We start from the raw sequence: 25,923 nt of genomic DNA on the forward strand, positions 1-25,923 counted from the left end.
CGCGCATCATGGCGAAGCAGCAATCGATCGATCCCGCGACGGGGAACGTCGCCTTCGAAATCGAAGAGCACTCGCCGGCGGAGGTGGAGGGCCGCGTGGCGCTCGCCGCGTCCGCAGCGGTGGCATGGGCGGCGAGCGCCGTCAACGACCGCGCCGAGCTGCTGTTCCGTGCCGCCGACCTGCTCGAGGCGGAACGCGAGGACTTCGGGCGCCTCATGACCCAGGAGATGGGCAAGACGCTCGCGTCGGCGATCGCCGAGGCGGAGAAGTGCGCCGCCGCCTGTCGCTACTATGCTGACAACGCCGCGCGCTTCCTTGATCCGGAGCTGGTCGTCGATCACGGATCGGAGCATGGGGAGGTGTGCTACCAGCCGTTAGGCACCGTGCTCGCCGTGATGCCCTGGAACTTTCCGTTCTGGCAGGTGATCCGCTTCGCGGCGCCGGCAATCGCCGCCGGCAACACGGCGCTGCTCAAGCACGCCTCCAACGTTCCGCGCTCGGCGATCGCGCTCGAAGACCTCTTTCGGCGCGCGGGGGCGCCGCCTGGTGTGTTCCAGTCCTTGCTGATCCCCGCGCGCCGCGTCGCCGACCTCATCGCCGACCCACGGGTCCACGCCGTGACGCTCACGGGCAGCGAACCGGCGGGTCGTTCGGTGGCCGAGGCCGCGGGGCGACATCTCAAGAAGGCGGTGCTCGAACTCGGTGGCAGCGATCCGTTCATCGTCTGCGAGAGTGCCGACCTCGATCGCGCGGCCGCGGTCGCCGTGACGGCGCGATGCATCAACAACGGGCAGTCGTGCATCGCGGCCAAACGCTTCATCGTCGTTGCGCCCGTGTTTGATCGCTTCCTCGATCGCTTCACCGCCCTGATGAGCACCCTCAGGGTCGGCGATCCCATGGACCCGGACACGGACCTCGGGCCGCTGGCCACACCCGCCATCCGCGATGAGCTCGACGCGCAGGTCACGGCCAGCCTCGACGCGGGCGCCCGGCGGACGCTGGGATCAGGCCCGATACCGGGGCGCGGCAACTACTACTCGCCGACGATCCTCGTGGACGTTCCGCGGAGCGCGCCGGCGTGGAGCGAAGAGCTGTTCGGTCCGGTGGCACTCTTCCATCGTGTGGCGTCGCTCGACGCGGCGATCGAGCTGGCCAACGCGACGCGGTTCGGACTCGGCGCCAGCGTCTGGACCGCAAAGATCGCCGATGCCCGGCGCGCGGAGCTCGGACTCGATTGCGGGACCGTGTTCGTGAACGGCATGGTCGCGTCGGACCCGCGCTTCCCGTTTGGGGGCGTCAAGGCGTCGGGGTTTGGCCGCGAGCTCGGGGTGTGGGGCCTGCGGGAGTTCGTCAACGTGAAGACGGTGCGCCGCTTCGGCCTGGAGCGTTAGGCAGGCTCGTCCCTGGCCGGCGTGTCGCCGCGCCCGAGGACGCGACCCCACCACGTGTCCTGGCGGCGCGCCTCGCGCTCGCGCTCGGCCACCAGCTCGCGCCACGCGTTGCGCATCGCGTCGCCGTCCGCGAAGCGCGTGGCCGGGTCCGGTGCGAGCCCCTTCTGCAGGAACGCAGCGATCGGCTCGGGCAGCATCGACGTGTCGGTGCGGGCGCCCAGCTGCTGCGCCAGCAGGCCCTGCGGATCCGGCGCCTCGAACGGCGGGCGACCGGTGAGCGCGTAGTAGATGATTGCCGCCGCTGCGAAACAATCGACCGCTGGCCCCTGGGCTTCTCCCAGGATCTGCTCCGGCGCGGCAAACGCAGGCGTTCCCGTGACGCCGGCCCGCTCGCCCTCGGCCCGAGCGATACCGAAATCGGCGATCCGCCACCGCCGGTAGCGATCGATCAGGATGTTCTCCGGCTTGAGGTCGCGGTGTATGATGCCGACCGCGTGCGCGGCGGCGAGCGCGTCGAGCACCCGATCGATCTGGCTCACGATGCTCTCGAACGGCCGCGCCCCGGCGCGCGCGATGAGGTCGGCGACGGAACCACCCTCGGCAAGTTCCATCGTGTACCACGATACTTCGCCGCGCGCATCCCAGTCGAAGATGGGAATGATCGCCGGGTGCGCGAGTTGCGCCGCCAATCGCGCTTCGCGTCGGAACCGCGCCACCGCGTGTTCGTCTTCGGCCACCGCGGGGTGCAACATCTTGAGCGCCACTTCACGCTCCAGGGACAGATCGCGCACGCGCCAGACGCTCCCGAACGTGCCGCGGCCCAGGAAGCCCAGCACATCGTAATCATCACCGACGGCCCAGCGCAGGCGACCCTCTTCAGTGAGCGCCGTTGGAATCGACGGCATCGAGCTGAACCCGGCGCGCGAGCCGGAGACGCGCTCGAGGGCGCGCAGCATGAACGACAACGAGCGATGCCGCTGGTCCGGGTCGCGCCGCAGCGCGACATCGAGGATCGCCGCGATCGACTGCGGCACCTCGGGGCGCAGCAACTGGAGCGGGGGGATCTCGCCACGCGGCGGCAGCTCGCCGGTGATCGCGAAGAACAGCGACGCCGCCAGCTGCCACTGGTCAGACGCCAGCGTCGGTCGCCACTCGCCGGCACTCCACTCCGGCGCCATCGGCGTCCAGCGCGAGTCCGGCGCGAGCCCTTCCGGGATCTCGCCACACGGGAGTGCCCACTGCCATCCGAGCAACCAGATCCGGCCCGACGGCGCCGACCAGATCACCTCGGGCGACACCGCGCCGTGCGCCGAGCCCTGGTCATGGACGTACACCAGCAGCGAACCAACGACGCGCAGCAGCCTGACCGTCTCGGGAATGTCCATCGCCCCCGTGCGACGAACACGGGCCCCCGCCGCTTCTGCCGCCAACCATCGTCGCAGGTATCCGGGCCCACGCTGACTATGGGGATGTGGCGCCCAGTAGTGATACGTGGTGGGGATCGATGGATGGTTGCGATGGGCCAGCGCCCGGGCCTCGGCGGCGAGCCAGTTCAGGTGTGTCGGATCCGGGGCCGACACCAGCGAGAGCGAACGCCCCAGGGCGTCGCGGACTTCCTGGTAGTGTCGGTGCTCCATCGACACGCCTTCGGTGCCCCACGCCCAGTCCGGTGGGAGCTGCCAGCTCCGCAGGTGCTCCGGCAACTCGTGCGACACGCGGTTGGGCGCGTCACCCAGGGTCTCGGAAGGCACGGAGCGTACGTGATCTGCGGGTGTGGGCGGCATGCGTGAAAGCTGCTATGTCGGCGTCGCCGCAACCAGCGCGAGCGACGCCGTCGCTCCGCGCGGATCTCGTCGCTCGAGCCGGATACGGCCACCCCACGATTCGACCAGTCGTTTGCTGATCGCGAGGCCGAGTCCACTTCCGCTGGTGCGCGTGGAGAACTGCGGCTCGAACAATCGCGCCACGACGTCATCCGCGATACCGTCACCATCGTCCTCGACGGTCACGTGCACCTGGTCATTCTCGCCTCGCGCACGCACGGTCACCTGGCGTGCGTGCGCGAGGCGTGCGTTCTCCAGCAGGTTGAGGAGCACTTCGCGCAGTTCGCCCTCGCGGGACAGCGCGTGAAGCGAGCCAGGCACGTCGGCGGACCACGTGATCGCACTGTCCCCCATCCGCTCGAGATCCACGACATCGCGCACCACGCGTGCGACGTCGACCGGCTCGGCGGTCGCCGCATCATCGGGGCGCAGCCCAAAACGCGCAAATGATCGTGCGATCTCGTCGAGCCGGTCGATTTCCTCCAGGATGCGGGCGACGTTGCGGCCAAGAATGGTGCTGAAGTCGCTGCGCCCATCGGCGTGGGCGCGTTTGACGTGCTGCACGCCAAGACGGATGGGCGTGAGCGGATTCTTGATCTCGTGCGCGACCTGTCGCGCCATCTCGCCCCACGCAAACACGCGCTGCGCCCGCGCGAGGTCGGTCACGTCGTCGAGCGTGAGGACGGCGCCCCCGTCGCCTCGGGACAGTCGCGTGAGGCGACCCCGGAGCTGGCGGCCGCGCCACCGCAGCTCAAATGCGTCGTCTTCGAGGTCACCGGCGAGGAAGGCCGCACAGCGTTCGGCGATGCCGGGGAGGCGTTCGACGCGGTCCCGGGGATGCAGCGTCCCAAGCAGTCGTTCGGCCTGCGGGTTGGCCAGGAGCACCGCGCCGTGTCGATCCAGCGCCACCACACCACTGGCGACGTCCCGGAGCACCGCTTCGGTTCGGCGGCGCGCGGTATCGAGTGCCTGGCGCGAGTCGCTCAGGTCAACGGCCATGCGCCGAAACGTCTCGAACACGTGTGTGAACTCGCTTGGTGGCCGCGGGCCTAACGCGGGCAGCTCGCGGGCGCCGGCCGCAACGTCGCCCGCCGCGCGTCGCAGCGCCGCGACGGGCCGCGCAAAGGCACGCGCGGCGAGCCCGCTCAGCCAGAGCGCCACCAGGGTACCGATCGCCATGGACACGGCGAGCAGCGCCACGAGATCGCGCTGCTGCCGCTCCAAAGTCAGTTCGCTCCGACGCGCCGGAGCCGCCAGGACGGAGCCATCGGCGAGCACGCGGTAGCCGAGCAGCGTCGGCTCCCTCCCCACGGTGATGCGGCGGTTCGCCGTCTCCTCCGCGCCCCACAACACCTCCTGCGCCGCGACCGGATCGAGCAGGAGGCCGAGCGGCGCCAGTCGCGCAAAGAGCACGTCGCTCGTGGCCACCAGCTCGCCCTGCCGGTACTGGAAGAGCGGCGCGTCGAGCCGCCCGGCTTCGGTGCCCAGGTCGAGCGCGCCGCGCGCGCTCACGGCGCGCAGCGTCTCCTGCACCAGGAGCGACCGGGAGAGCGCGTCCTCGGCACCAAGACGGTTGTACGTCCAGATGGCGAAGGCGATCGACGGGAGGGCAAAGGCACCAAAGATCGCAACCGTCAGTCGAGCGCGGTACGAACGCCGGTATCGCGCGGCACGCGCACGCAGCCAACGCGTCAGTGCGCGATCGGACAGCGCGACGAGCATCCAGAGCAGGCCGAACGCCGCGACGTCGAGGATGACCAGGAGCGTCCCGCGGACCAGGAGCGCATCGAGCGAGCGCAGTTCGACCTCGGCGTGTGCATGCAGGTTGCCAAGCACGGCCTGCATCTGCCAGTCGCCGCGCAGGGCGTCATCGCGGCGGATCCAGCGCTCCACGTGCGCGGCCGGGGGCGCAGTGGCCGGACCGAGTGTGAGTCGATACGGCGGCTCCGTCGCTGTCGGCGACTCCACGCCGAGGAGCGCAGCAAAGGGGTCGTCAGCAATGAGCCGCGTGCGCGGCGCAACGGCGATCGTGATTGCATGGGCCGAGTCGAGCGGCGCCCCGACCACGAGCTGCACACCCTGCGTCGACCCGAACTCCCGCGAGATCACGGTGCCCGTGGAGTCGGCGTAACGCGCGAGTTCACGCTCACCCTCGGCACGGCGTTCGAGGCGCGCGAGGTTGAGCACCGCATCGGGCACGATCGATGCCCGCGGTGACCACACCGCCAGCTGAACGGGATTGGCGGCGGCAGCGAGCCCGGAACCCACGTACAACTTCAACAGGTCCGCCGACGTCCGCGGCGGCGGACGCTTCTGCACGTCGTCGAGCAGTCGCGTCAGGAGCACACGTACCTCGGGATCCGCCGCGCCAAGGCCAGCGGCGTCTCGCTCCGCCAGGTCCACCCGCTTGCGCGTGATGGACCCCCACACGAGTGTCGTCGCCCCGCAGGCCGCCAGGAACGCCACGTGCAACGGGAGCGTGCGTGAGCGTCGCGTGATCACGAGCGCGCTCATCGCCGCGATCCAGAGCACGGGGTACCATGACGGAAATCGACCCGGCGCCTCCAGCACGACCGGCGCGAGCACCGCCGCGGCGGCACCGAGCAGCGATCCCCAGGCCGCGCCGTTAGGCAGGCCGCGGCGACGCCACGCGCTGGTTGCCCACACGCCGAGCAGCAAGGTGCCGGCCGCAACGAGGAAGAGCGCCACTTCCCACGCCACCCACAGGGTCGCCGGTGCACCGCGTGGAGGCAGTTCGATCCCGCGCGCGAGGTAGCGCAGGAGGTATGGAGCGCCCACGACGCAGGAGGCCGCGAGCGGCAGCGCCACCCACACCGGAGGACGCCAGCGGCGGTCGCGGGCGAAGGCGATCACGACCAGGCAGGCGAGCGCGCCCGTCATCGCCAGCGCGCCGATGCTTGCCGTCCAGGGGCCGCCGGACGCGGAGAAGTAGTAGCCCGAGTTGAACGCAGCGGTGACGTTCGACAAGCTGCTCAGAGGCGCCGCCCCGATCGTGGCCCCAACGCACAGCAGCGCCACGAGACGTCCGACGAGCCCAGACGCGCCCCGCCAGACAATCCCCAGGCCAACGACGAGGATCGCAAGCGCCAGGGTCAGCACGATCACGCGATACCGCTCCTCGAGCGCGAGCCGCCGCTCCGGCTCCGGCGTGGGAACCGGGCGCAGCCAGAGGTCGGGGCGTCCGTCGACGCTGAGCGTGGCCGCGCTGTCGAGTGGCGTCCGGGACGCGTCGATGCGCTCGAGGCCGAGCCGATCGGCCATGACGCGGAGCCAGGGCCGCGCCAGCTGATCGGCCGGCGCGAGTGCGTAAAGAGTGCGCATCGCGATCGCCTCGCGACCGTCCTGCGAGGCCCGGGCGTACACCACACCGTAGAACTCGTTATGTGCGATGCCGACCGGGAGTGCCATGTCGGCCAGCGGCAGTCGCACCAGGCCGGCCCACGCTTCGGGCACCCCGGCGCGCAGAATCACGCCCGCAGCCTCACCACCCGCAGCCGAAGGCAGGACCGGCTCCAGCAACGTCACGGACGTCCCCTGCCCCGTTACCGGGAGCCCCGCCAGGGCGCGGGCGGCGCGCTGAAGTTCATCCGTCAGCTCAGCGCCGCTCCGTTGAAGGACCTCGAGCGCAACGCCTGGCACGCTCGCCCCCTCGCTCGAAGATGGCCGACCGAGCGCGCGCCACGCCGCCACACAGGTCAGGATCATCGCAGCCTGGCTCGCGATGAGCGCCAGCCAGGCCGCGCGCCGCGAACGGACCAGCGCCACGGTGGCGATCGTGGCGGCGGTCGTCGTGACGAGATAAGGTACGCTCCACGTGCGCAGGAACAGCGCACTCGTCACGCACGCGACACCGGCGAGCAGGAGGCCGGCACCCTCGCGACGCCCCACGCCGCCCGAAAGAGATGGCTGAATCACGACCGCAGCCCCTGCGCCTGAAGGAGCTGTCGCCGCCCGCAATCGCCGATGCGCTGGCGCGCGACCCCCGACTCCTGCTGCCCGTCGGAACGTGCGAGTCGCATGGCCCTCACCTGCCGATCGGCTGCGATACGATCATCATCGACCGGCTCGTCGACGACCTCTCGGCGGAACTCCAGATCCTTCGGGCACCGACCCTGGAGTACGGGGTCAACGTGCCGCACGAGCGGCCGGCGCCGGGCGGAGCCGGACTGCGCCGGAAGTCGCTGCTGCGGACCCTCAACGACCTCATCGATGCGTGGGAAGCCGGGGGCGTGAAGGAGTTCGTGCTCGTGACCGCCAACGGCCATGACGCACACGTCGAAGCCCTCTCGACGGTAATCACCACCGCCGCTCGCGTGCAGGTCATCGACGTCCTCGGAATCGTCATGCCCGAGGCGACCGACAGCCCGTACGGCGCGTTGCATGGAGACGAAATCGACACCTCGCTGATGCTGTTCCTGCATCCCGATCTGGTGGACATGGGTCGCGCCGAGGACTTCCCGCTGCCGTCACGCCGGGGGCTCCGTAGACTTGGACGGGCGAACCTGAGGGTGATGCGAGCCTCCGCGGGATCGATGGGCAATCCGTCGGCGGCGTCGGCGGCGAAAGGTGAGGCTATGTACAAGCGTATCAAGAGGTTGATTCGCGACAAGGTGCTGCTTGCGCCCCAGGACGACGAGGACTAGGGTGACATATCGGGTTCAGAACGGGTCCCTTCCACTGGTGTACCATCCCGGTGCCATGACGCGACTATCCCTGCTCCTCCTCGGTACGGTCCTGGCCGCTCCACTCTCAGCCCAAGGCGTGCGTTCGCTGGACCGAGGATCGTTCACGATCACGGTGAACGGCCAACGTGTGGGTCGCGAAGACTTCACGATCAGTGGGACGCCCGGTCCGAACGGAATGGAGTACCTCTCTCGGGCGACGGTGGTCTACGGCGATCGCCGCATGAACCCGTCGCTGTGGTCTGACTCCACCGGAGCGCCGTCGCGCTACACCGTGGAGGTCAAGGGCACGAGCGGGGCTCATGAGCGCTGGATGGGCCGGATCGCTCGGGGGCGAGTCAGCGCGCAGATCGACAACGCCCGCGGCCCCTCCGAGCGCGAGTACGTGGTGGCGGACGGTGCGGTGCTTCTCGATGACGACGTGTTTCACCAGTATTTCTTCCTTGCCCAGCGCAGCGGGGCGAGTACTTCGATCGTGATCCCGCGTCGCAACGCCCAGCTCGTCCTGCGGGCCACGGATGGAGGAAGCGACCGGGTAACAATCGGCGCCACGGCGCTCGACGCCCGCCACATCGTCTTCACTGAACCGACCGGCGCGACGCGCGACGTGTGGGTGGACGCCAAGGGACGCGTGCTGAAGGTGGCAATTCCATCGCGGAATCTCGTCGCGCTGCGCGACGACCCGCCCTCGGCATAACGCGCTCGGTCCCACACGCCCCGCGCACGGACGGGGCGTTTTGGGTCTTTCGGTCGTGAAACCGACCCAGCGGACGTCCCGTACGTCCGGCAGCCTTCATCTTCGCCATATCACGTCATGCGACGACTCGTCCTCCTGTCCCTTGCCGCGCTTCCTTCGCTCCTTGGCGCCCAGGCTGCGGGACCGGTGCTCACCCTCGAAGAAGCGGTGCAGCTCGCCATCAAGAACAACCCGACCTACCTGCAGAGCACGTCCGGACGCTCGCGGGCCGGCGCGGCAGTGCGTAGCGCGTACGGCAACCTGCTCCCAAGCGTTCGCACGTCATTCGGATCCTCGTATCGCGAGGGGCGTGCGCAGTTCTTCGCCGGGCAGGCGTTCGGCTCCACGTCCGACGTGTTGTCTTCGAGTGGCGACGTCTCGATCGACGCGCAATACAGCCGGGCCTCGTTCCTTGGCGTCAGGCAGCAGCGCGCCAACCTCGATGCCGCCGAGGCCGAGGTCACCAGCGCGGCCGCCACACTCCGCACCAACGTCATCACCCAGTACCTCAACGCACTGCAGGCCGAGGCACGGGCCGCCTTTCAGGACACGCTCCTGGTGAGCACCCAGGCGCAACTCGAGCTGGCCCGCGCCCGACAAGCCGTGGGAGCAGCCACCACGCTCGATGTTCGGCGGGCCGAAGTGCAGGTCGGCCAGCAACAGGTTGCCAGACTGCGGGAGCAGAACACCGCCGAGCTGGAAAAGTTGCGGCTCTTCCAGCAGATGGGCGTGGAGCAGCCCGCCGACGTGCGGTTGACGACGGCCTTCGGCGTCGAGGAGCCTACGGTGCAGCTGCAGCAGGTGCTCGACCTCGCCCGCCGCGCGAACCCGGCCCTGGTCGCGCTCCAGTCGCGCCAGCGCTCGGCCGACGTACAGGTCTCATCGGCGCGTTCGGCGTACCTCCCGACGCTTTCGCTCTCCACGGGCCTCAGTGGCTTCTCGCAGCAGCTCATGGACATCGACGGGCAGATCAACGATCGCAAGGCCGGCATTCTGGGCAGTCGCGCCTCGTGCTTCTCGCAGGACTCGCTGCGGCGCGGGGCCGGGCTGTCGAGCATCGCCGCCCAGTGCAACGGCATCGCCTTCACCCCGGCCATCGAGGACGCGATCCGCAGTGGCAACTCCCAGTGGCCGCTCAAGTTCACGCGCAGCCCGTTGAACTTTGCGGTGCAGGTCTCGCTGCCTCTCTTTGACGGTTTCCAGCGCGAGCAGCGCGTGCAGGAGGCCCAGGCGTCGAGCAACGACGCCCGGTATCGCCTGCGCGAGCAGGAACTGCGCCTCACGGCCGACGTCACATCGGCCTATCGGACACTCACGACGGCGTATCGGACCGTTCGCCTGCAGGAACAGAACTCGGTGACGGCGCGCGAAGCGCTGGCCCTGGCGCAGGAGCGCTTTCGCGTCGGCGCCAACACGTTCGTTGATGTGACCCAGGCACGCAGCGATTACGAGCGCGCCGAGACCGATCGCATCAACGCGATCTACGACTTTCACAAGGCCTTCGCCGCCCTCGAGGGCGCGGTCGGCCGTCCACTTCGCTGAGCGAGGAATCCATGAGCAAGGGTATGCGTTGGTCCCTGATCGGCCTGGGCGTCGTGGCCGTGGCCGCGGTGGCAGCCACGACGGCGGCCAAGCGAGGGGCCAAGGGAACCGAGGTTCGGATGGAGACCGTCGAGCCTCGCGATCTCGTCGCAGCCGTGACGGCCTCGGGCCAGGTCCAGCCGCGCACCAAAGTGGACGTCGCTGCCGACATTTCCGGGCGCATCGTCCGCCTGTCCGTCAAAGAAGGACAGCTGGTGAAAAAAGGCCAGTTCCTGCTCGAGATCGACCCGCAGGAATACGTGGCGGCCGTTCAGCGCAGTGAGGCCGCACTCTCCTCGTCACGCGCACAGGCGGCGCAGGCCAGGGCCAATCACCTCCAGGCGCAGCGGAACTACGACCGCAGCATGGAGATCCGCAAGACAAACGCGCAGCTCGTCGCCGAAGAACAGATCGAACAGCTCAAGACCACGCTGGAGGTGAACCTCGCCCTGTACGAGTCCGCGCAGCACAACGTCGATCAGTCCGTGGCCGCCCTGCGCGACGCCAGGAGCAAGCTGTCGAAGACCACGATCCTCGCCCCGATGAGTGGCCGCATCACGCGCCTCGTCGTCGAAGAGGGTGAAACGGCGGTGCCCGGCACATTCAACAAGGACGCCGCCACGCTGCTCACCATCTCCGACATGAGCGTGCTCGAGACCAAGGTGAAGGTCGACGAGACCGACGTGTCGCGGATCAGCGTGGGCGACTCGGCCGTCGTGCAGATCGACGCCTTCCCGGACACCACGTTCCTGGGCAAGGTGGTCCAGATCTCCAACAGCTCGGTCAAGGCGGCGGCAGCGGGCGCACAGACGGACCAGGCCATCGACTACGAAGTCACCATCCAGCTGCTCAATCCGCCGCCTGATACCCGACCGGACTTCTCGACCACCGCCAAGGTGGTCACGGACGTTCGCGACAAGGTGCTCTCGATTCCGATCATCGCCCTTACCGTGAGGGAAAACGAAAGCGTCGGGAGCGGAGATTCCGCAGTCACCGTGGGCCGCGCCCCCCAGAAGGAAGTGGGCAAGCGGGACGTCGAAGGCGTGTTTGTCGTCGCGGCGGACAACAAGGTGACCTTCCGGCCCGTAAAGGTAGGGATTGCCGGAGATCGGTATTTCGAGGTGATTTCCGGTCTCAGCCAGGGCGACAAGATCGTGGGTGGCACCTATCAGGCCATCCGCGAGCTGAAGGACGGCGACCTGGTCCGCCAGATGAAGGAAGAAAAGAAGCCCACACCCGGATCGAAATCGTGAGCGAACACTTCGGAACAGGGAACCCGCTGACCACCACTGGCGAGCACGCCATGAGCACCACGGCCGAACGAAAGGCCGTGGTCGCGCAACCCGGGGCGACGCCCGACAGGAACTGGGTCATCGTCACCCGCGGTCTCAAGCGCGAGTACGACATGGGCGGCGAAATCGTGCGCGCGCTCCGCGGCGTGGACCTCGCGATCCGACGCAACGAATACGTCGCCATCATGGGCCCCTCGGGCTCCGGAAAGTCCACGCTGATGAACCTCGTGGGTTGCCTCGACACACCGACCGCTGGTGAGTACTGGCTCAACGGCATGCTCGTGTCGAAAATGAGCGACGACGAGCTGGCACGCGTCCGGAACAAGGAAATCGGGTTCGTTTTCCAGACGTTCAACCTGCTGCCGCGTGCCACCGCCCTGCACAACGTGGAGCTTCCGCTGGTCTACGCTGGCATCTCGGCCGACGAGCGCAAGCGCAAGGCGAAGCACGCGCTGGAAAAGGTGCAGCTGGAGCACCGGATGACGCACAAGCCCAACGAGTTGTCCGGTGGACAGCGCCAGCGCGTGGCGATCGCTCGCGCGCTGGTCAATGACCCATCGATCCTCCTTGCCGACGAACCGACCGGCAACCTTGATTCGCAGACTTCGACGGAGATCATGAAGGTGTTCGAGGGGCTCGCGAGCGGCGGGCAGACGGTGATCATGGTGACCCACGAGCCCGACATCGCGTCGCATGCGCGACGCATCGTCGTGCTGCGCGACGGCCTCATCGCCAGCGACGACCGTCGTCAGGCATTCAAGGAGCAGCACGGTATCGGTTGACCGGACGTTGGGCGAGACCGTCAGCGTCGCGGCACCGGGGGGACAGTTCAGGCGACTGTCCCCCCTTTCTGCTCTCTCAGGCTATTTTTCGGATGACCTAAATCAAGCTTCGGCGTTCTCTTCCCCACTCGCCTCGCGCTCACCGCTCATTCGCTGAAAAGTGCTTCCCCTCGACGTCGTCGCCACCGCGTTCGCGCAGATCCGGTCCGCCAAGTTGCGGTCGTTCTTCACGCTGCTCGGGATCATCGTATCGGTGACGTTTCTGGTGGCCGTGCTCGCGATCATCCAGGGCCTCAACGCGTACGTGAAGGAGAACGTCGCGGACGCCATGATCGGCGCAAATGCGTTCCAGGTCCGCCGCAGCCCGATCAACGTCTCGGGTTTTGTCGACGAAGAGGTCGAGCGGATGGCACGGCGCCCCCTGATCACCCGCACGGATGCCGAGGCCGTGCGCGCCGCCTTCCCCGACGCGGAGGCCGTGGCAATCCAGTCGGGCTGGCCGACGCCGTCAGCAGACGTCACCTGGCGCAATCGCACGGTCGGTGATGCCCTCGTCTTCGGGGTCACGGCGCCGTTCCAGGTGGTGCAGGACTATCGGCTCGAGCAGGGGCGCGCGCTGTCGGACATCGACGTCACGCAGCGTCGGACCGTGGTCGTCCTGGGCGCCGAACTTGCGGAGAAGCTGTTCGAGACCGTCGATCCGGTGGGGCAACAGGTGCGACTCCGCGGCGAGCTGTTCACGGTGATCGGCGTGAACGCGCGCAAGGGTCGCGTCCTTGGTCAGTCGTTCGACGGATACGTGCTCCTGCCGTTCACGCGCTTCGAGATGATGTACGGCAAGCGGGCCTCGACCACGGTGTCGATCAAGATGCGCGCACCCGAGGATGTGGCGACGGCCATGGGCCGCGCCGAGGAGGCGATGCGTGTCGCTCGCGGCCTCCGCCCCGGGCAACCGAACAACTTCTCGATCGAGACGTCCGACGCGCTGGTGAACTTCTGGAAGACGCTCACGCAACTGCTGTTCGCGATCGTGCCGGCCATTGTATCCATCGGCATCGTGGTGGGCGGGATCGTGATCATGAACATCATGCTGATGTCGGTCACGGAGCGGACGCACGAGATCGGGATCCGGAAGGCGCTTGGCGCCCGGGCGCGCGACATCGAACGGCAGTTCCTGGCCGAGGCGGTGGCGCTGGCCTCGCTTGGGGGGTTGCTGGGCGTGATGGTCGGGTGGCTGCTCGCCGCGACGGTGGCGGCGGCGTCGCCGCTCCCGACGCGCGTCACGTGGTGGTCGGTGGCGATCGCGCTTTCCCTTGGCGCCGGAGTCGGCATCGTGTTCGGCGTGTATCCCGCGCGACGGGCCGCGCGCCTCGATCCGATCGCCGCGATGCGGGCCGAATAGATGCGACTCGCCGATCAGATTCGCGAAAACGTGGGCATCGCGATCGACACGCTGCGCACGTCCAAGCTGCGCTCGGCGCTCACGGTACTGGGGGTCGTCATCGGCATCAGCACCGTGATGGCGATCGCGACACTGATCAACGGCGTGCAGCAGCAGATCGTCACCACGATCCAGACCGCGGGCCCGACGACGTTCTACGTGATGAAGGTCTACTCCGAAACGCCGCTGAACCCCGACAACCTGCCGGCGTGGGTTCGCATTCGGCCCGACCTGCATGGCGACGAAGCCGAGCGCTTTTCCCAGCTGCCGGAGATCGGCTATTCGTCACTGTGGGGCATCAAGGTGGCGCGCGTGGAGTACAACGGGCTGCGCGTGCAGCCCAACCGCATCTACGGCGCGGACTCGCGATTCACGGAGATCATCGGTGGCGAGCTGGCGAGTGGCCGGTGGTTCACGCGACAGGAGGTGGCCGGCGGGCGCAACGTCTGCGTACTCGCCGAGTCCGTGGTGCAGACGCTCTTTGGCCGCGAGAACCCGATTGGCAGAACCGTGCAGCTCGGCGGTCGCCCGGCGACCGTGATCGGGGTGTACGCCCCGCTCACCAACATCTTCGATCCGCCGGGTGTCGAGACCGCGGCGATCGTCCCGTTCCGCTGGCTCGATCAGCGCTTCGACATCAACCGCACGCAGGAACAGTTCATCGTGATCAAGCCGCGGGCGGGGGTCACGGTCGACGCGGCACAGGACGCCGTGCGGATCGCCCTGCGGGAGATGCGCGGCCTGCGCCCCTCGGCGCGCGACAACTTCGACTTCATGACGCAGGGGCAGATCCTGCAGGTGTTCAACAACCTCACCGGGGCCTTCTTTCTGGTGATGGTCGCCCTGTCGTCGGTCGGTCTGCTGGTCGGCGGCATCGGGGTGATGGCGATCATGATGGTGTCGGTGACGAGCCGGACGCGCGAGATCGGCGTGCGCAAGGCGTTAGGCGCCTCGCGTCGCGACATCATGATGCAGTTCCTCATCGAGGCGGCGACGCTCACCGGCATTGGTGGCATCCTGGGCATCATCACCGGCCTGCTGATCGGCAAGGGCATCTCGATGGCCGTCAGCGTCTCGGCGTCGACGCCGCTCAGCTACACGGTGGTGGCGGTGCTCCTCTCCCTCGGGATCGGCGTGACGTTTGGCCTGGTGCCGGCGCGGCGCGCGGCCCGCATGGATCCCGTGGAAGCGCTGCGCTACGAGTGACCTCCGCCTGACTTCGCGGGTGCGATGCCGGGCGGCTACCTTCCAGCATGTTCGACCTCCATATCGTGGCCATTGCGCCGCACCCGGACGACGCCGAGCTGATTTGCGGGGGCACCCTCGCGCTCGCGGCCCGGCGGGGGCAGCGCGTCGGCATCATCGACCTGACGCGGGGCGAGACGGCAAGTCGCGGCACCCCGGAGCGCCGTGCCGAGGAGGCGGCGATTGCGGCGGCGATCCTGGGCGTTGCGGAGCGCCGCACGCTCGGCCTGCCTGACGCGGGCATCACGAACACGCCGGAGACCCGCGTGCAGCTCGCGCGACTCCTGCGCGAACTGCGGCCGCGCGTCGTCATCGCCCCGGCTCCGGCTCCCTTTGGCCGGCATCCCGATCACCGCGTCGCGGCAGAACTCATTCGTGACGCGGTGTTCGTTGCCGGATTGCGCAAGGTCGCCCCGGAGGTTCCCGCGTTTCGGCCTCACAAGGTCGTCCACGCGATCACCTACCGCGAAGACTTTGTACGCCCCACCTTCGTCGTCGACATCACCAGTACGTTCGACGCCAAGCTCGCCGCCATTGCCGCCTTCCAGTCGCAGTTTGATGGCGCCATCCAAGCCGGAGAAGTCTATCCCAACGGCGAACCGCTCGCCGACATCATCCGCCACCACTCGGCGCACTACGGATCGCTCATCCGGGTGAAGTACGGGGAACCGTTCTTCACCACCGAGACGATGCGCGTCGACGATCTCACCGCACTGGAGGTATCCACGTTTTGACGACCACGGCGCACTCCGACGTCACCTACGGCTCCTACCTGTACGTCGACGAACTGCTGACCCTGCAGCAGCCCCGCTCCACACCCGAACACCCCGACGAGTTGCTGTTCATCGTGGTGCACCAGGCGAGCGAACTGTGGTTCAAGGTCATGCTCCATGAACTGCGTGCCCTGACCACGCATCTCGGGAATGCCGACACGCTCGCGTCCCTGACCGCGATGCGGCGACTCAACGCGCTCATGCGCATCGTCGCGTCGCAGCTCTCGGCGCTGGACACGCTGCCGCCGCAACGCTTCGCGGAGTTCCGCGGGTACCTCGGATCCGCGAGCGGCGGACAGAGCTATCAGTTCCGTGCGATCGAAGCCGCCTCGGGACTGCGCGACGAACACTTCATGCACGTGCTTCAGGAACACGGGCCCATCCCGGCGGTAGTCGCTGACGTGCTCACGCGCCCTACGCTGCAGGATCTGTTTCTTGGCCTGCTCGCCAAACACGGAACGACGCTGGAACAGGTCTACGCCGCGCCCGACAAGACCGCGCACTTTTTGCTCGCGGAGAGCCTGATCGAGTACGAACAGGGCTTTGGCCTCTGGCGATTCCTGCACGTGCAGCTGGTCGAACGTATCATCGGGCCGCAGACAGGTGGCACCGGCGGCACGCTGGGCGCCAAGTACCTGCAACGCACGCTGCAGCAGCGGTTCTTCCCCCGTCTCTGGGAGGTGCGGTCGACGGTGTTCGGGACGCGAAGCAGTGCCTGAGGAGCGCTGGTACGACGCCAGCGTCCTGCTGCGCCCCGGCACGCCGGAATGGCCGGGGGACAGCCCATTCGATTGCCGCTGGACCTGGCGTCTCGCCGAGGGCGCAAGCGTGAATCTCTCCACGGTTTCGGGGAGCCCACACGTGGGAACACACGCCGACGCACCGCTGCATGTGCGGGACGGCGCGCCGGCGTCGCACGACCTGCCGGTCGAGGCCTTCATCGGTGAGGCCTGGGTCGCGGACGTCCGGCACGTGACGGGCGAGATCACGCTCGCCGCGCTGCGGCTGCCCGACGAGCGCCGCATTCCGCGATTGCTGCTCCGCACGGGTCGCGACATCACCGGTGGACGTTTTCCCGACGCGTGGCCGTCGCTCTCGGTTGACGCAATCGACGCGCTGCACGCGCGCGGGCTGCGACTCGTTGGCACCGATGCACCGTCGGTGGACGACCGCGAGAGCAAGGACCTGCGCAACCATCACCGGATCTTCGACGGTGGCGCATACGTGCTCGAGAATCTCGACCTGCGCGGGGTCGAGTCGGGCGCCTGGCACCTGATGGCGCCCCCGCTGCGCATCGAGGGACTCGACGCGGCGCCGGTCCGCGCGTTGCTCAAAGCACCGCCGCGATGAGCGCGTGGGCGATCCGCGTCCACGAACTGGTGAGGGACTTTCGCAGCGTGCGGGCGCTGGACCACGTCACCCTGGACGTCCCGGCCGGCATCGTGTTCGGGTTCCTCGGGCCGAACGGCGCGGGCAAGACCACGCTGATCCGGGTGCTGCTTGGCCTGGCCCACCCCACCGCCGGCCGCGTCGAGGTGCTCGGTCGCGACCCGGTGCGCGATGGGGAGGGCGTGCGCACCGCCTGCGGCGCCCTGCTGGAACACACCGGGCTCTATGAACGACTGAGCGCGCGGCAGAACCTCGACTTCTTTGCTCGCGTGTGGCGACTGTCGCCGTCCGATCGCAGCGCCCGCATCCGCGAGCTGCTTTCGCGATTTGGCCTCTGGGAGCGGCGCGACGAAGTGGTGGGTACCTGGAGCCGCGGCATGAAGCAGAGGCTCGCCGTCGCCAGGGCGGTGCTCCACCGTCCACCGCTGGTGTTCCTCGATGAACCGACGGCCGGCCTCGACCCGGTGGCCAGCGCGTCACTCCGGGATGACCTGGCTCGCCTCTCGGGCGATGAAGGGGTCACCGTGTTCCTCACGACGCACAACCTCGCGGAAGCAGAGCGCCTCTGCGCACTGGTCGGGATCGTACGGCGAGGAGCGCTCATGGGCTTCGGCACGCCGTCGCAACTGCGCGAACGTCGCACCCGCGACCGGATCATCATCGCCACCAGCAACGCACCCACGGATGACATCGTGAACCGCCTCGCGCTGGTCGAGGGCGTGGCGTCGGTCGAGCGCGTCGATGGCGGACTTCGCATCCAGTTCACGCCCAGCGGCCGTACGCCGGCCCTGGTCCACTGGCTCTCGGCGCATGGCGTGGACATCGAGCAGGTGCGACCGGACCGCGCCACGTTCGAAGATGCGTTCCTCGACCTTGTCGACGCCCCGGGCGCCGGAGCGCGCGCATGATCCGCGACACGTGGACCGTGACGCACAAGGAGTGGATGGAGATCATGGACCAGTTCGCGCACGTGCGACGCGGCGGATGGTCCATCCTGCTCGTGGTCGCCTTTCTCGGGATCTTCGTCCCGCTCCAGCTGGGGCCCGGCTGGGCGAATCTCACGATCATGTTCTTCTATTGGCCGTTCATCACTTCCAGCATGACGTCAACCATCGTGTCGGACTCGGTGGCGGGTGAGCGCGAACGGCACACGCTGGAAACGCTGCTGTCCACACGACTCAGCGATGCGTCGATCCTGCTCGGCAAGGTGATCGCGGCGGTGCTCTACGGGTACGCGTTCGCGCTCAGCAACCTGGCGATCGGGCTCATCACCGTGCGTGTCGCGTTCGGCGAACGTGCCGAGTGGATGTCGGCCCATCGATTGGTTTCGCTCCTCGTGCTGCTCGGCACCTCCGCCACATTCGTGTCCGGGCTCGGGGTGCTGGTGTCCCTGCGCGCGGCGACCGTGCGGCAGGCGCAGCAGCTGTTCGGCGTGATCCTCCTCGTGGCAACGATGATTCCGGTCGCGGCCGTCCAGTTTGTTCCCGAGGCGTCGCGGGCACGAATCTCGGCCCGACTGGGCGACCTGGGCGTGGAGGGCGTGGCCTGGTGGATCAGTGGGACGTGTGCGGTGCTCGCCGCGATACTGCTCCTGATTGCCGTTGGGCGCTTCAGGCGCGGTGAGGTGGACCTGGGCTGAGCGGGCCAGGATGGCCGAGGCCCTACCACGACCCTGGGTAACCGGGCATTTTTTCTTCATGAGCAGCCCGATCTACCTGGACTACGCGGCCACGACTCCGGTGCGAACGGAAGTGCTGGAGGCGATGCTGCCGTTCTTCGGGCCGCGGTTCGGCAACCCCTCGAGCATGCACCGCTGGGGTCGTGAAGCCCGCACGGCCCTCGACGAGGCGCGTGAACGCGTGGCGCACTGCCTGGGCGCACATCCCGACGAGGTGTGTTTCACCTCCGGGGGAACCGAGGGCGATAACCTCGCCCTGCTCGGCAGCTGGCGGGCGGTGCGGCACGTGCGGCCCGCCATCGTCACCACGCCGATCGAGCACAAGGCGGTGCTCGCCGCCGCACATCAGGTGCAGAAGGAAGGCGGCGAAGAGCGCATTCTGGAGGTATCGCCGGACGGGCTGGTGCGACGCGAGAGCTACGAGGCGCTCGTCGACGAGCGTGTGGCGTGCGTCAGCATCATGTGGGTGAACAACGAAGTGGGCGTCCTGCAGGACATCCCGGCACTCGTCCCGCTCGCCAAGTCGCGCGGAGCCCTGTTCCACACCGATGCCGTGCAGGCGTTCGGAAAGGTGGTCATCGACCTGCAGGCGCTACCGGTGGACTACCTCACGATCTCGGGTCACAAGATCGGCGCTCCCAAGGGAATCGGCGCGATGTTCCTGCGTCGAGGCACGCCGCTCGAGCCCCTCATGCACGGCGGCTCGCAGGATCGCGGCCGTCGACCGGGCACCGAAAACGTGGCCATGGCAGTGGGCTTTGCCGTCGCGGCCGAGCTGACCCTGGCGGAGCGTGAGTCCGAGGTGGCGCGTTTGCGGCAGTTGCGCGATGCGCTCGAGGCCGCGCTGCTCGCGCAGATCCCGGACGCCGTCGTGCACGGACGAGGCGCGCCGCGCGCGCCGCACATCCTGAATATCTCCGTACCGGGGACCGACAGCGAGGCGATGCTGATGGCCCTGGACCTGCGCGGCGTCGCGTGTTCGGCGGGGTCGGCGTGTCAGAGCGGAAGCGTCACGCCATCGCATGTGCTGTCGGCGATGGGCGTGTCTCCCGGTACGGCGGCCGCGGCCATCCGCATGTCGCTGGGAGGCCTAACGAGTGATGTCGACGTTCAGCGCGTTGCCGAGGTGTTCCCTGCCCTCGTCACCAAGGCCAGGCGGCTCAGCGGAGTGAGCTGAGATGCCGGCGCGGGTGCTGGTCGCCATGTCAGGGGGGGTCGACTCCTCGGTCGCGGCCGCGCTGCTCGTCGAGCAGGGGTACGACGTGGTCGGCGCCACGATGAAGCTGTTCTGCCACGGCGACGAGGTGCCCGACCGGCCGTGCTGTTCGCTCGATTCGGTGAACGACGCGCGCCGCGTGTGCCAGGGGCTTGGCATTCCGCACTACGTCCTCAACCTCGAGACGCGGTTTGGCGAGGACGTCGTCGACAACTTCGTGCAGGAGTACGAGGCGGGCCGTACCCCGATTCCCTGCGTGCGCTGCAACACGTTCACCAAATTCCGCGACCTGCTGCGCAAGGCCGACGCGATCGACGCACCGTACATCGCGACGGGGCACTACGCGCGGATGGCCAACGGCGAGCTGCATCGCGGCGTCGACCCGGACAAGGATCAGACGTATTTCCTCTGGGGCATCGATCGCGCGGTGCTCGCCCGCATGCTGCTCCCGGTTGGGCACCTCACCAAGGTCGAGACGCGGCGAATGGCCCACGCCCACGGGCTCGAGGTGGTGGCGGAAAAGGTGGAGAGCCAGGACATCTGTTTCGTGCCCGATGGCGATCACACGCGCATCATCGCCCAGCGGCTCGGTGCTGACACGCCCTCGCTGTCGCCCGGCCCGGTGCTGCACATCGACGGGCGAGTGCTCGGCGAGCATCACGGGTACGCCCGCTTCACGATCGGCCAGCGGCGCGGACTGCCGGGCGGCTTCCCGGAGCCGCTGTACGTGGTGGCGATCCGACCGGAGACGCGGGCGGTCGTGGTGGGGCCGCGGGCGGCGCTGCTCGGGAGTGGCGTGGTTGCGCAGGAGGTGAACTGGCTCGTCGACCCGCTGCCCGTTGGCGCACACGTGCAGGTTCGCGTGCGCCATCGCTCGGCGGTCGCGCCCGCCGAGATCGTTCGGGTGGAGGCCGACACGGTGGAGTTTGCGCTGGACGAGCCCGTGGCCGCGATCGCGCCAGGTCAGTCGCTCGTGATGTACGACGGGGACCGCGTCCTGGGTGGCGGGTTCATCGCGCGCGCATCAGGTGTGCGCGGCGCCCTCCCGATCCTGGCTGCCTGACGAGGGTCGTCGGCGCACGGCCACCCTCATGGCAACGGGTGGACGAGTCGCCTTCACTCGTCCACCCGTTCTGCTGCCAGGCTGTCGGTTACGCGTTCCGATCAGCGCACCCAGTGTACCCCGAGTTGTTCCGCTCGGCGTTCGAGGGGATGAGGTTGACGTCGGTCCCGTAGGTGCCGCCCTTGAAGTACGCCCCCGACGGAAACACGGTCTCGGCGCCGCGAGAATACTGGCGAATGAGCCTTCGCAGGTCACCAACGCGGTGTGCCGTCAGCCAGAACCAGAAGGCGCGCTCGCGAAACAGCGTGTTGACGCGATCGGTCTGCGTGCCCGGATCGGTGAGCGGCGCAAGGCCGGTGAGCGTGGCGCGCGCTGCATTGAGGTAGCCCAGGTACCCTGGCAGGTCGCCGGCGGCGAGCGCGGCCTCGGCCTGGATCATCCGGGCCTCGATGCCGCTCGCCAGTTCCACTGGTGAGTCGCCCGCCGGGAACTTCGTGGGCATGACGGCTGGCGAGCCGTCCTGACCAGGGCGGGTCGCACCGAACTTGATACGCGGGTCGCCCGACGAGAGGTAATCCAACCCGTTGCCGCCCTCACGATTGACCACGCCGAAGTTCGGTGTCGCGACCATCCAGTCGTACACGTCGTTGACGATCGTGGTGCGGGAGTGCTGCACCATGTAGGTATACGACGTTGGCACGTTGGCCACGAGAGCGGCGGCCGCGGCGTATTGCGTGGTGCCCTGGTTGAGCAGCGTGCGTGCCTTGCCCAGGGCAATCAGGTTGCGCGTTGCGGCATCGGTGGCCGGTGCGAGCGCGAGCGCCGAATCGAACGATGCAATCGCCCGTGAATAGAGCTGGGCATTGGTGAGGTTCACCGTCTGCGGGTTGGCGTCGTCGGCGTTGCCGATCGGCACACCGTTGCAATAGTGCTCGGCCGTCAGTGTGTACACGTAGGCCTCGAGCGCCTGCAGGTTGGCCATCTGCGTGCTGTTGGTGGCCCCGGGCGCTCCGTACTGGGCCAGCGCCTTTCGGGCCCGGATCAGCTGGGTCTGGGCGCCACCGACCAGCGTCCACACGGTCGACGGAAACGTGTTCTCGTTGACCGCGCGGCTATCGGCGTGTTCGGTGCCACCGCGGTGCGTCGTCATTTCGTCGGTGAGCAGGCCGCCGAGAATGTTGAGGCCGACGCCGCTGCCGGCGTTGTCACCGGAATAGAGGTTGGCAAAGTTGCCGAGCGCAGAGACACGGAGGGCGGCCGCACCCGTTGGGCTGGCGGCGGCTTCTGGCGTGATCTGATCGGGCGTGTTCACCGCCAGCAGCTCGTCGCGGCTGCAAGCGGCGCTCAGCGTGGACAAGCCAAGGGCGAGCAACGTCCGCCCGTGTCGCGTCCAAAGATGCATGCGAGTCATGCGTGTGTCCTCGTTGGGTGCGTGGGAGACGCGGTTAGAAGCCGATGTTGACGCGCGTGATCCAGTAGCGCAGGAGCGGAGTCGAGAAGAAGTCGTTGTTGCCACCGCCCGTATTCTGGACCGAGCTGTTGGTCTCGGGGTCGATGCCCGGGTACTTGGTCCACGGCACCCCGAGGTTTCGACCGCTGAAGACGATGCTGACATTGCGGCTCTTGAGGTATTGCTGCGTGAGGCGCTCCGGCACCTGGTAGGCGACGGACAGCTCGCGGAAGCGGATGAAGTCGTTCTCCACGAATGTGCCCCAGACCGTGCGCTTGGACGGCGAGTTGGCCGCCACCGCCCGCGCCTGCCATTCGAGCGGCGTCTTCGGGTCGTTGACCTCGCGACAGTTGCCGGTGCCCACGCAGCGCTGGTTGAAGTAGCCCCACTGGTTCCAGAACTGCCCGCGATAGTCGAACAGGGCATTCACGCGCAACCGATTGTTGAAGAAGCCGAACGTGTTGTTCATGCCGGCTTCGCGCTGCGGCAAGGTGGATCCGCGGTACTTGTCGGCGCCCACCGTGATCTCGGCGTCGGTGAGGATGCCGTCCCCATTGGCGTCGTTCCAGCCCGTGAGTTCGCGGTCCCAGAGACCGAACAGCGGATAACCCTCCACGTTGCGAGCACCGACCGGGCTGCCCAGCGCCACGTCACCGTCGTCCAGCAGCTTGTTCTTGATCTGCGAGCCACCCAGTCGGAGGTTCCAGCTGAATACCCGCTCCTGAACGATGTTCGCGTCGATCGTGAGCTCGAAGCCCTTGTTCTCGACGGCGGCGAGGTTTACCCACTGCGTAGTGCCGGCGCCGTAGGACGGCGGCAGTGGCTTGGCAAAGAGTGCGTCTTTGGAGCGCTTGCGGAAGTAGGTGGCTTCGACGTTGATCCGATCCGAGAAGAGGCCGAGATCGAACCCGCCCTCGAGTTCCGTGGTGACCTCAGGCTTGAGCAGCGCATTGCCGATCGAGGTCAACCTCAGGCCGGGCAGTTCGCCGTTGTCGGCCGGGAAGGTCGAGGCATTGAGGAACTGGATGGCCGCCGTGGTTCCCGGCTGTACGCCGGCCTTTCCGTAGGCGACGCGGACCCTCGCGCGCGAGATCCCGAGCACCGGCTTGTACCACGGCTCTTCGCTCAGCACGTACGAGCCTGCGGCTCGCGGGTAGATCGTGTTGCCAACGCTGCGGCCGAACGCCGAGTTCTGGTCGGTACGCAGTCCAAAGGTGAGAAACAGGCGGTCCCGGAGGCCAAGCTGCTCCTCCACGAACGCACCGTATGTCGCGTTCTCCGTCGTGAACTCGAAGGATCGCACCAGCCCGGCTGAGTTTGTCGTGGTGGCGCCCGGCGGGAGGTTGTACCCCTGCCCCTGACCCTGATACTGCTCGTCCTTGAACCACTGCAGTCCGACGGTGGTTCGCGAGTTCAGCGTGGGTGTGACGTCGAGCGTCGCCGTACTGCCGAGGTCCACGGTGAAGCGTGACGTGTTCGATCGATCGTAGAACTTTCCGCCTTCCAGCGGGTTGGGCCCCCATGCCTGGGCGGCTCGTGGACCCTCGCCGCGCAGATTCTGGCGATGGTTGTACGAGTGGTCCTGATCGAGCCCGGTCGTCGCACGGAACTGCAGCCAGGAGCGCGGCGTGTAGTTCCACGCCGCCGAACCGACCAGGCGGTTGTCGGTGAGCTTTTGCTCGATGGAGAAGATGTCGCCGACAAACTCGCGCTGATATCCGTTGGTGGCATTCTTCCAGCCCGGCCCCGTCATGCCCTGGAACGTCAGGCCGGCAAAGAAGCCGCCATCGAACGGAGTATACAGTTCGCGATACGTGTAGCCGGTCGACACGTCGAGCGTCATGTTCTGCGCGAGCGCGAGCTGCATGTTCGCCCGAAGCGTGTTCTGTTCCAGGTGGTTCGGATTGATCTGGCGTTCGGTCGGCGCCTTGCCGCGTTCCGTCGTCAGACGCCGCACCTCGCTCGAGGGCATTTCGTAAGGACCCGTCTCGATCTCACGTTCGCCGGCCACGAAGAAGCGAAGGAGGTCGGTCCCGCCCGAGGCCTGCAGGCCGCCCACGTAGCGAGGTTTTTGCGTATACGGTGAGGTGCCGGCGTCTCCCAGCGGATTGTTCCTGGAGAGCGAGTCGATCACGCACGTCCTGGCCGCGAAGTTCGCGATGCGACACTGGATGTTGGGCGCGCCGATGCGCTGGCCCGCGGCGTTGATGCTCTGGCCCCAGCTGCGCCAGTTGTCATCGAAGGTCGCGGGCTGATCGACGAGTCCGTATTCACCCTGCGCGGTCCACTGCGTGCGCCCGGCGCGGCCACGACGCGTGCGAATGACTACGACGCCGTTCGCAGCGGCCGTGCCGTAAAGCGCCGCCGCCGATGGACCCTTGATCACGTCCATGGATTCGATCTCCTCGGGATTGATGCCCGAGAAGCGATTGATGCGCTGCGTCGACGTGTTGCCTGGCGCCGCACCGTTGTCGAATCGGACGCCATCGACCACGATCAATGGCTCGTTGGTGAGACTGAGCGAACTCGTGCCGCGGATGCGAATCGAGGAGGACGTGCCGGTCTGGCCGGAGCCCTGGATCACCTGGACACCCGGCGTACGGGCCTGGAGCAGCTCGTTCACCGTCGTGACCGGTGCAACTGCCGCGATCGAATCCGTTTTGATCGTGGCCACCACGTTCCCGAACGACTTTCGCTCCATCTGTCCCGTTGCTGTCGTCACGACCTCCTGGAGCCGCGTCGCCGCCTTCGTCATCGTGAAGTCGAGCGTTACCGACCCATCGGCCGTCACGGTCACCTGCTGCTGCACCGGCGTGTACCCGATGCGCACCACGCGCACCTCGTGTGCCCCCGCGGGCACTCCCGTGATGCGATACTCACCATTGAGCGACGTCGCCGCACCGAGTCGCGTGCCGACGACGACGACCTGCGCCGCGTTTACCGGGCCGGACCCATCGGAATCGGTGACGCGACCGGTGATCGATCCAATGGCCTGCGCCCGGAGTGCCGATGTCACCCCGAGCAGAACTGTGGTCGCCACCGCGGCGCGGCAGGACCATCGACGTAGGACAGACGTGGACACTGTGCCTCCATGTGAAGGTCGTGCGAATCCATGTGCTGCGTGCACATGCCGGGACCACGACCATGCGTGCTGTCGTGCCTGACGAGTGCATAACGCGTTGCGCAGGCGTTCTGCTGCGGCGTGCGCATCACGTGCGGAGCACCTCGGATCCGCTCATCACGGTGCAACGCGTGGCGACGCGCCGCCACGATCCGTGAGGGGTAAACGCTGACGAGCTCTGGAGTGGTGGAATGCCTCACGCGCAGCCGAACTCGTCCTTGCCGACGCGTGGAACCGCA

19 protein-coding genes are annotated in these 25,923 nt (G+C 67.8%); 15 read left to right on the top strand and 4 right to left on the bottom strand.

The window, feature by feature from the left end; genetic code table 11:
* The first annotated feature begins 8 nt into the window (after nucleotides 1-8).
* Complete coding sequence (locus tag IT361_13450; GenBank protein MCC6318681.1) at nucleotides 9-1,391, top strand: NAD-dependent succinate-semialdehyde dehydrogenase; 1,383 nt, start codon at nucleotides 9-11, stop codon at nucleotides 1,389-1,391.
* Here IT361_13450 and IT361_13455 read toward each other — a convergent pair.
* Nucleotides 1,388-3,142 (bottom strand): protein kinase, encoded by a 1,755-nt coding sequence (locus tag IT361_13455; GenBank protein ID MCC6318682.1) that lies wholly within the window; start codon nucleotides 3,140-3,142, stop codon nucleotides 1,388-1,390. The genes IT361_13450 and IT361_13455 overlap by 4 nt on opposite strands.
* A 45-nt stretch (nucleotides 3,143-3,187) precedes the next feature.
* A complete protein-coding gene (locus IT361_13460; protein ID MCC6318683.1) occupies nucleotides 3,188-7,150 on the bottom strand; it encodes an ATP-binding protein in 3,963 nt (1,320 codons plus the stop codon).
* Between IT361_13460 and IT361_13465 the strand changes: the two genes are divergently transcribed.
* The 14 genes from IT361_13465 to mnmA all read left to right on the top strand — a co-directional run bounded on the left by IT361_13465 (nucleotide 7,138) and on the right by mnmA (nucleotide 21,113).
* Nucleotides 7,138-7,878 (top strand): creatininase family protein, encoded by a 741-nt coding sequence (locus IT361_13465; GenBank protein ID MCC6318684.1) that lies wholly within the window; start codon nucleotides 7,138-7,140, stop codon nucleotides 7,876-7,878. The genes IT361_13460 and IT361_13465 overlap by 13 nt on opposite strands.
* 55 nt (nucleotides 7,879-7,933) lie before the next feature.
* Entirely contained in the window at nucleotides 7,934-8,614 is a 681-nt protein-coding gene (locus IT361_13470) for a hypothetical protein (GenBank protein ID MCC6318685.1), read from the top strand.
* Between the two features lie 117 nt (nucleotides 8,615-8,731).
* The gene (locus IT361_13475; protein ID MCC6318686.1) at nucleotides 8,732-10,195 is read left to right on the top strand and encodes a TolC family protein; all 1,464 of its coding nucleotides are present in this window, start codon (nucleotides 8,732-8,734) and stop codon (nucleotides 10,193-10,195) included.
* A gap of 23 nt (nucleotides 10,196-10,218) precedes the next feature.
* Entirely contained in the window at nucleotides 10,219-11,487 is a 1,269-nt protein-coding gene (locus IT361_13480; GenBank protein ID MCC6318687.1) for an efflux RND transporter periplasmic adaptor subunit, read from the top strand.
* A 50-nt stretch (nucleotides 11,488-11,537) separates the two neighbouring features.
* Nucleotides 11,538-12,308 carry an ABC transporter ATP-binding protein gene (locus tag IT361_13485; protein MCC6318688.1) on the top strand — a complete coding sequence of 257 codons (771 nt, stop codon included), beginning with the start codon at nucleotides 11,538-11,540 and terminating at the stop codon, nucleotides 12,306-12,308.
* A 160-nt stretch (nucleotides 12,309-12,468) separates the two neighbouring features.
* Nucleotides 12,469-13,710 (top strand): ABC transporter permease, encoded by a 1,242-nt coding sequence (locus IT361_13490; GenBank protein ID MCC6318689.1) that lies wholly within the window; start codon nucleotides 12,469-12,471, stop codon nucleotides 13,708-13,710.
* Nucleotides 13,711-14,955, top strand: coding sequence for an ABC transporter permease (locus IT361_13495; GenBank protein ID MCC6318690.1), 1,245 nt, complete (start codon nucleotides 13,711-13,713; stop codon nucleotides 14,953-14,955).
* Nucleotides 14,956-15,002: 47 nt separating this feature from the next.
* Entirely contained in the window at nucleotides 15,003-15,728 is a 726-nt protein-coding gene (bshB1, locus tag IT361_13500) for a bacillithiol biosynthesis deacetylase BshB1 (protein ID MCC6318691.1), read from the top strand.
* A complete protein-coding gene (locus IT361_13505; protein MCC6318692.1) occupies nucleotides 15,725-16,486 on the top strand; it encodes a tryptophan 2,3-dioxygenase in 762 nt (253 codons plus the stop codon). The genes bshB1 and IT361_13505 overlap by 4 nt, the downstream gene beginning before the upstream one ends.
* Nucleotides 16,479-17,117: a cyclase family protein gene (locus IT361_13510; protein MCC6318693.1), complete on the top strand. Its 639-nt coding sequence runs from the start codon at nucleotides 16,479-16,481 to the stop codon at nucleotides 17,115-17,117. The genes IT361_13505 and IT361_13510 overlap by 8 nt, the downstream gene beginning before the upstream one ends.
* A complete protein-coding gene (locus IT361_13515; protein MCC6318694.1) occupies nucleotides 17,114-18,064 on the top strand; it encodes an ABC transporter ATP-binding protein in 951 nt (316 codons plus the stop codon). The genes IT361_13510 and IT361_13515 overlap by 4 nt, the downstream gene beginning before the upstream one ends.
* Nucleotides 18,061-18,795 (top strand): ABC transporter permease subunit, encoded by a 735-nt coding sequence (locus IT361_13520; protein ID MCC6318695.1) that lies wholly within the window; start codon nucleotides 18,061-18,063, stop codon nucleotides 18,793-18,795. The genes IT361_13515 and IT361_13520 overlap by 4 nt, the downstream gene beginning before the upstream one ends.
* Nucleotides 18,796-18,853: 58 nt before the next feature.
* Nucleotides 18,854-20,011, top strand: coding sequence for a cysteine desulfurase (locus tag IT361_13525; GenBank protein MCC6318696.1), 1,158 nt, complete (start codon nucleotides 18,854-18,856; stop codon nucleotides 20,009-20,011).
* A gap of 25 nt (nucleotides 20,012-20,036) precedes the next feature.
* Nucleotides 20,037-21,113 (top strand): tRNA 2-thiouridine(34) synthase MnmA, encoded by a 1,077-nt coding sequence (gene mnmA, locus IT361_13530; protein MCC6318697.1) that lies wholly within the window; start codon nucleotides 20,037-20,039, stop codon nucleotides 21,111-21,113.
* Nucleotides 21,114-21,201: 88 nt separating this feature from the next.
* On the opposite strand, the gene IT361_13535 is transcribed toward mnmA, so the two are convergent.
* Together IT361_13535 and IT361_13540 are read right to left on the bottom strand one after the other, a co-directional pair.
* A complete protein-coding gene (locus IT361_13535; GenBank protein ID MCC6318698.1) occupies nucleotides 21,202-22,524 on the bottom strand; it encodes a hypothetical protein in 1,323 nt (440 codons plus the stop codon).
* Nucleotides 22,525-22,558: 34 nt separating this feature from the next.
* Nucleotides 22,559-25,645, bottom strand: a complete 3,087-nt coding sequence (locus tag IT361_13540; protein ID MCC6318699.1) for a SusC/RagA family TonB-linked outer membrane protein — start codon at nucleotides 25,643-25,645, stop codon at nucleotides 22,559-22,561.
* Nucleotides 25,646-25,923: the final 278 nt, after the last annotated feature.

It is taken from the genome of Gemmatimonadaceae bacterium, assembly GCA_020846935.1.
In the GTDB taxonomy this organism is placed as follows: Bacteria; Gemmatimonadota; Gemmatimonadetes; order Gemmatimonadales; family Gemmatimonadaceae; genus RBC101.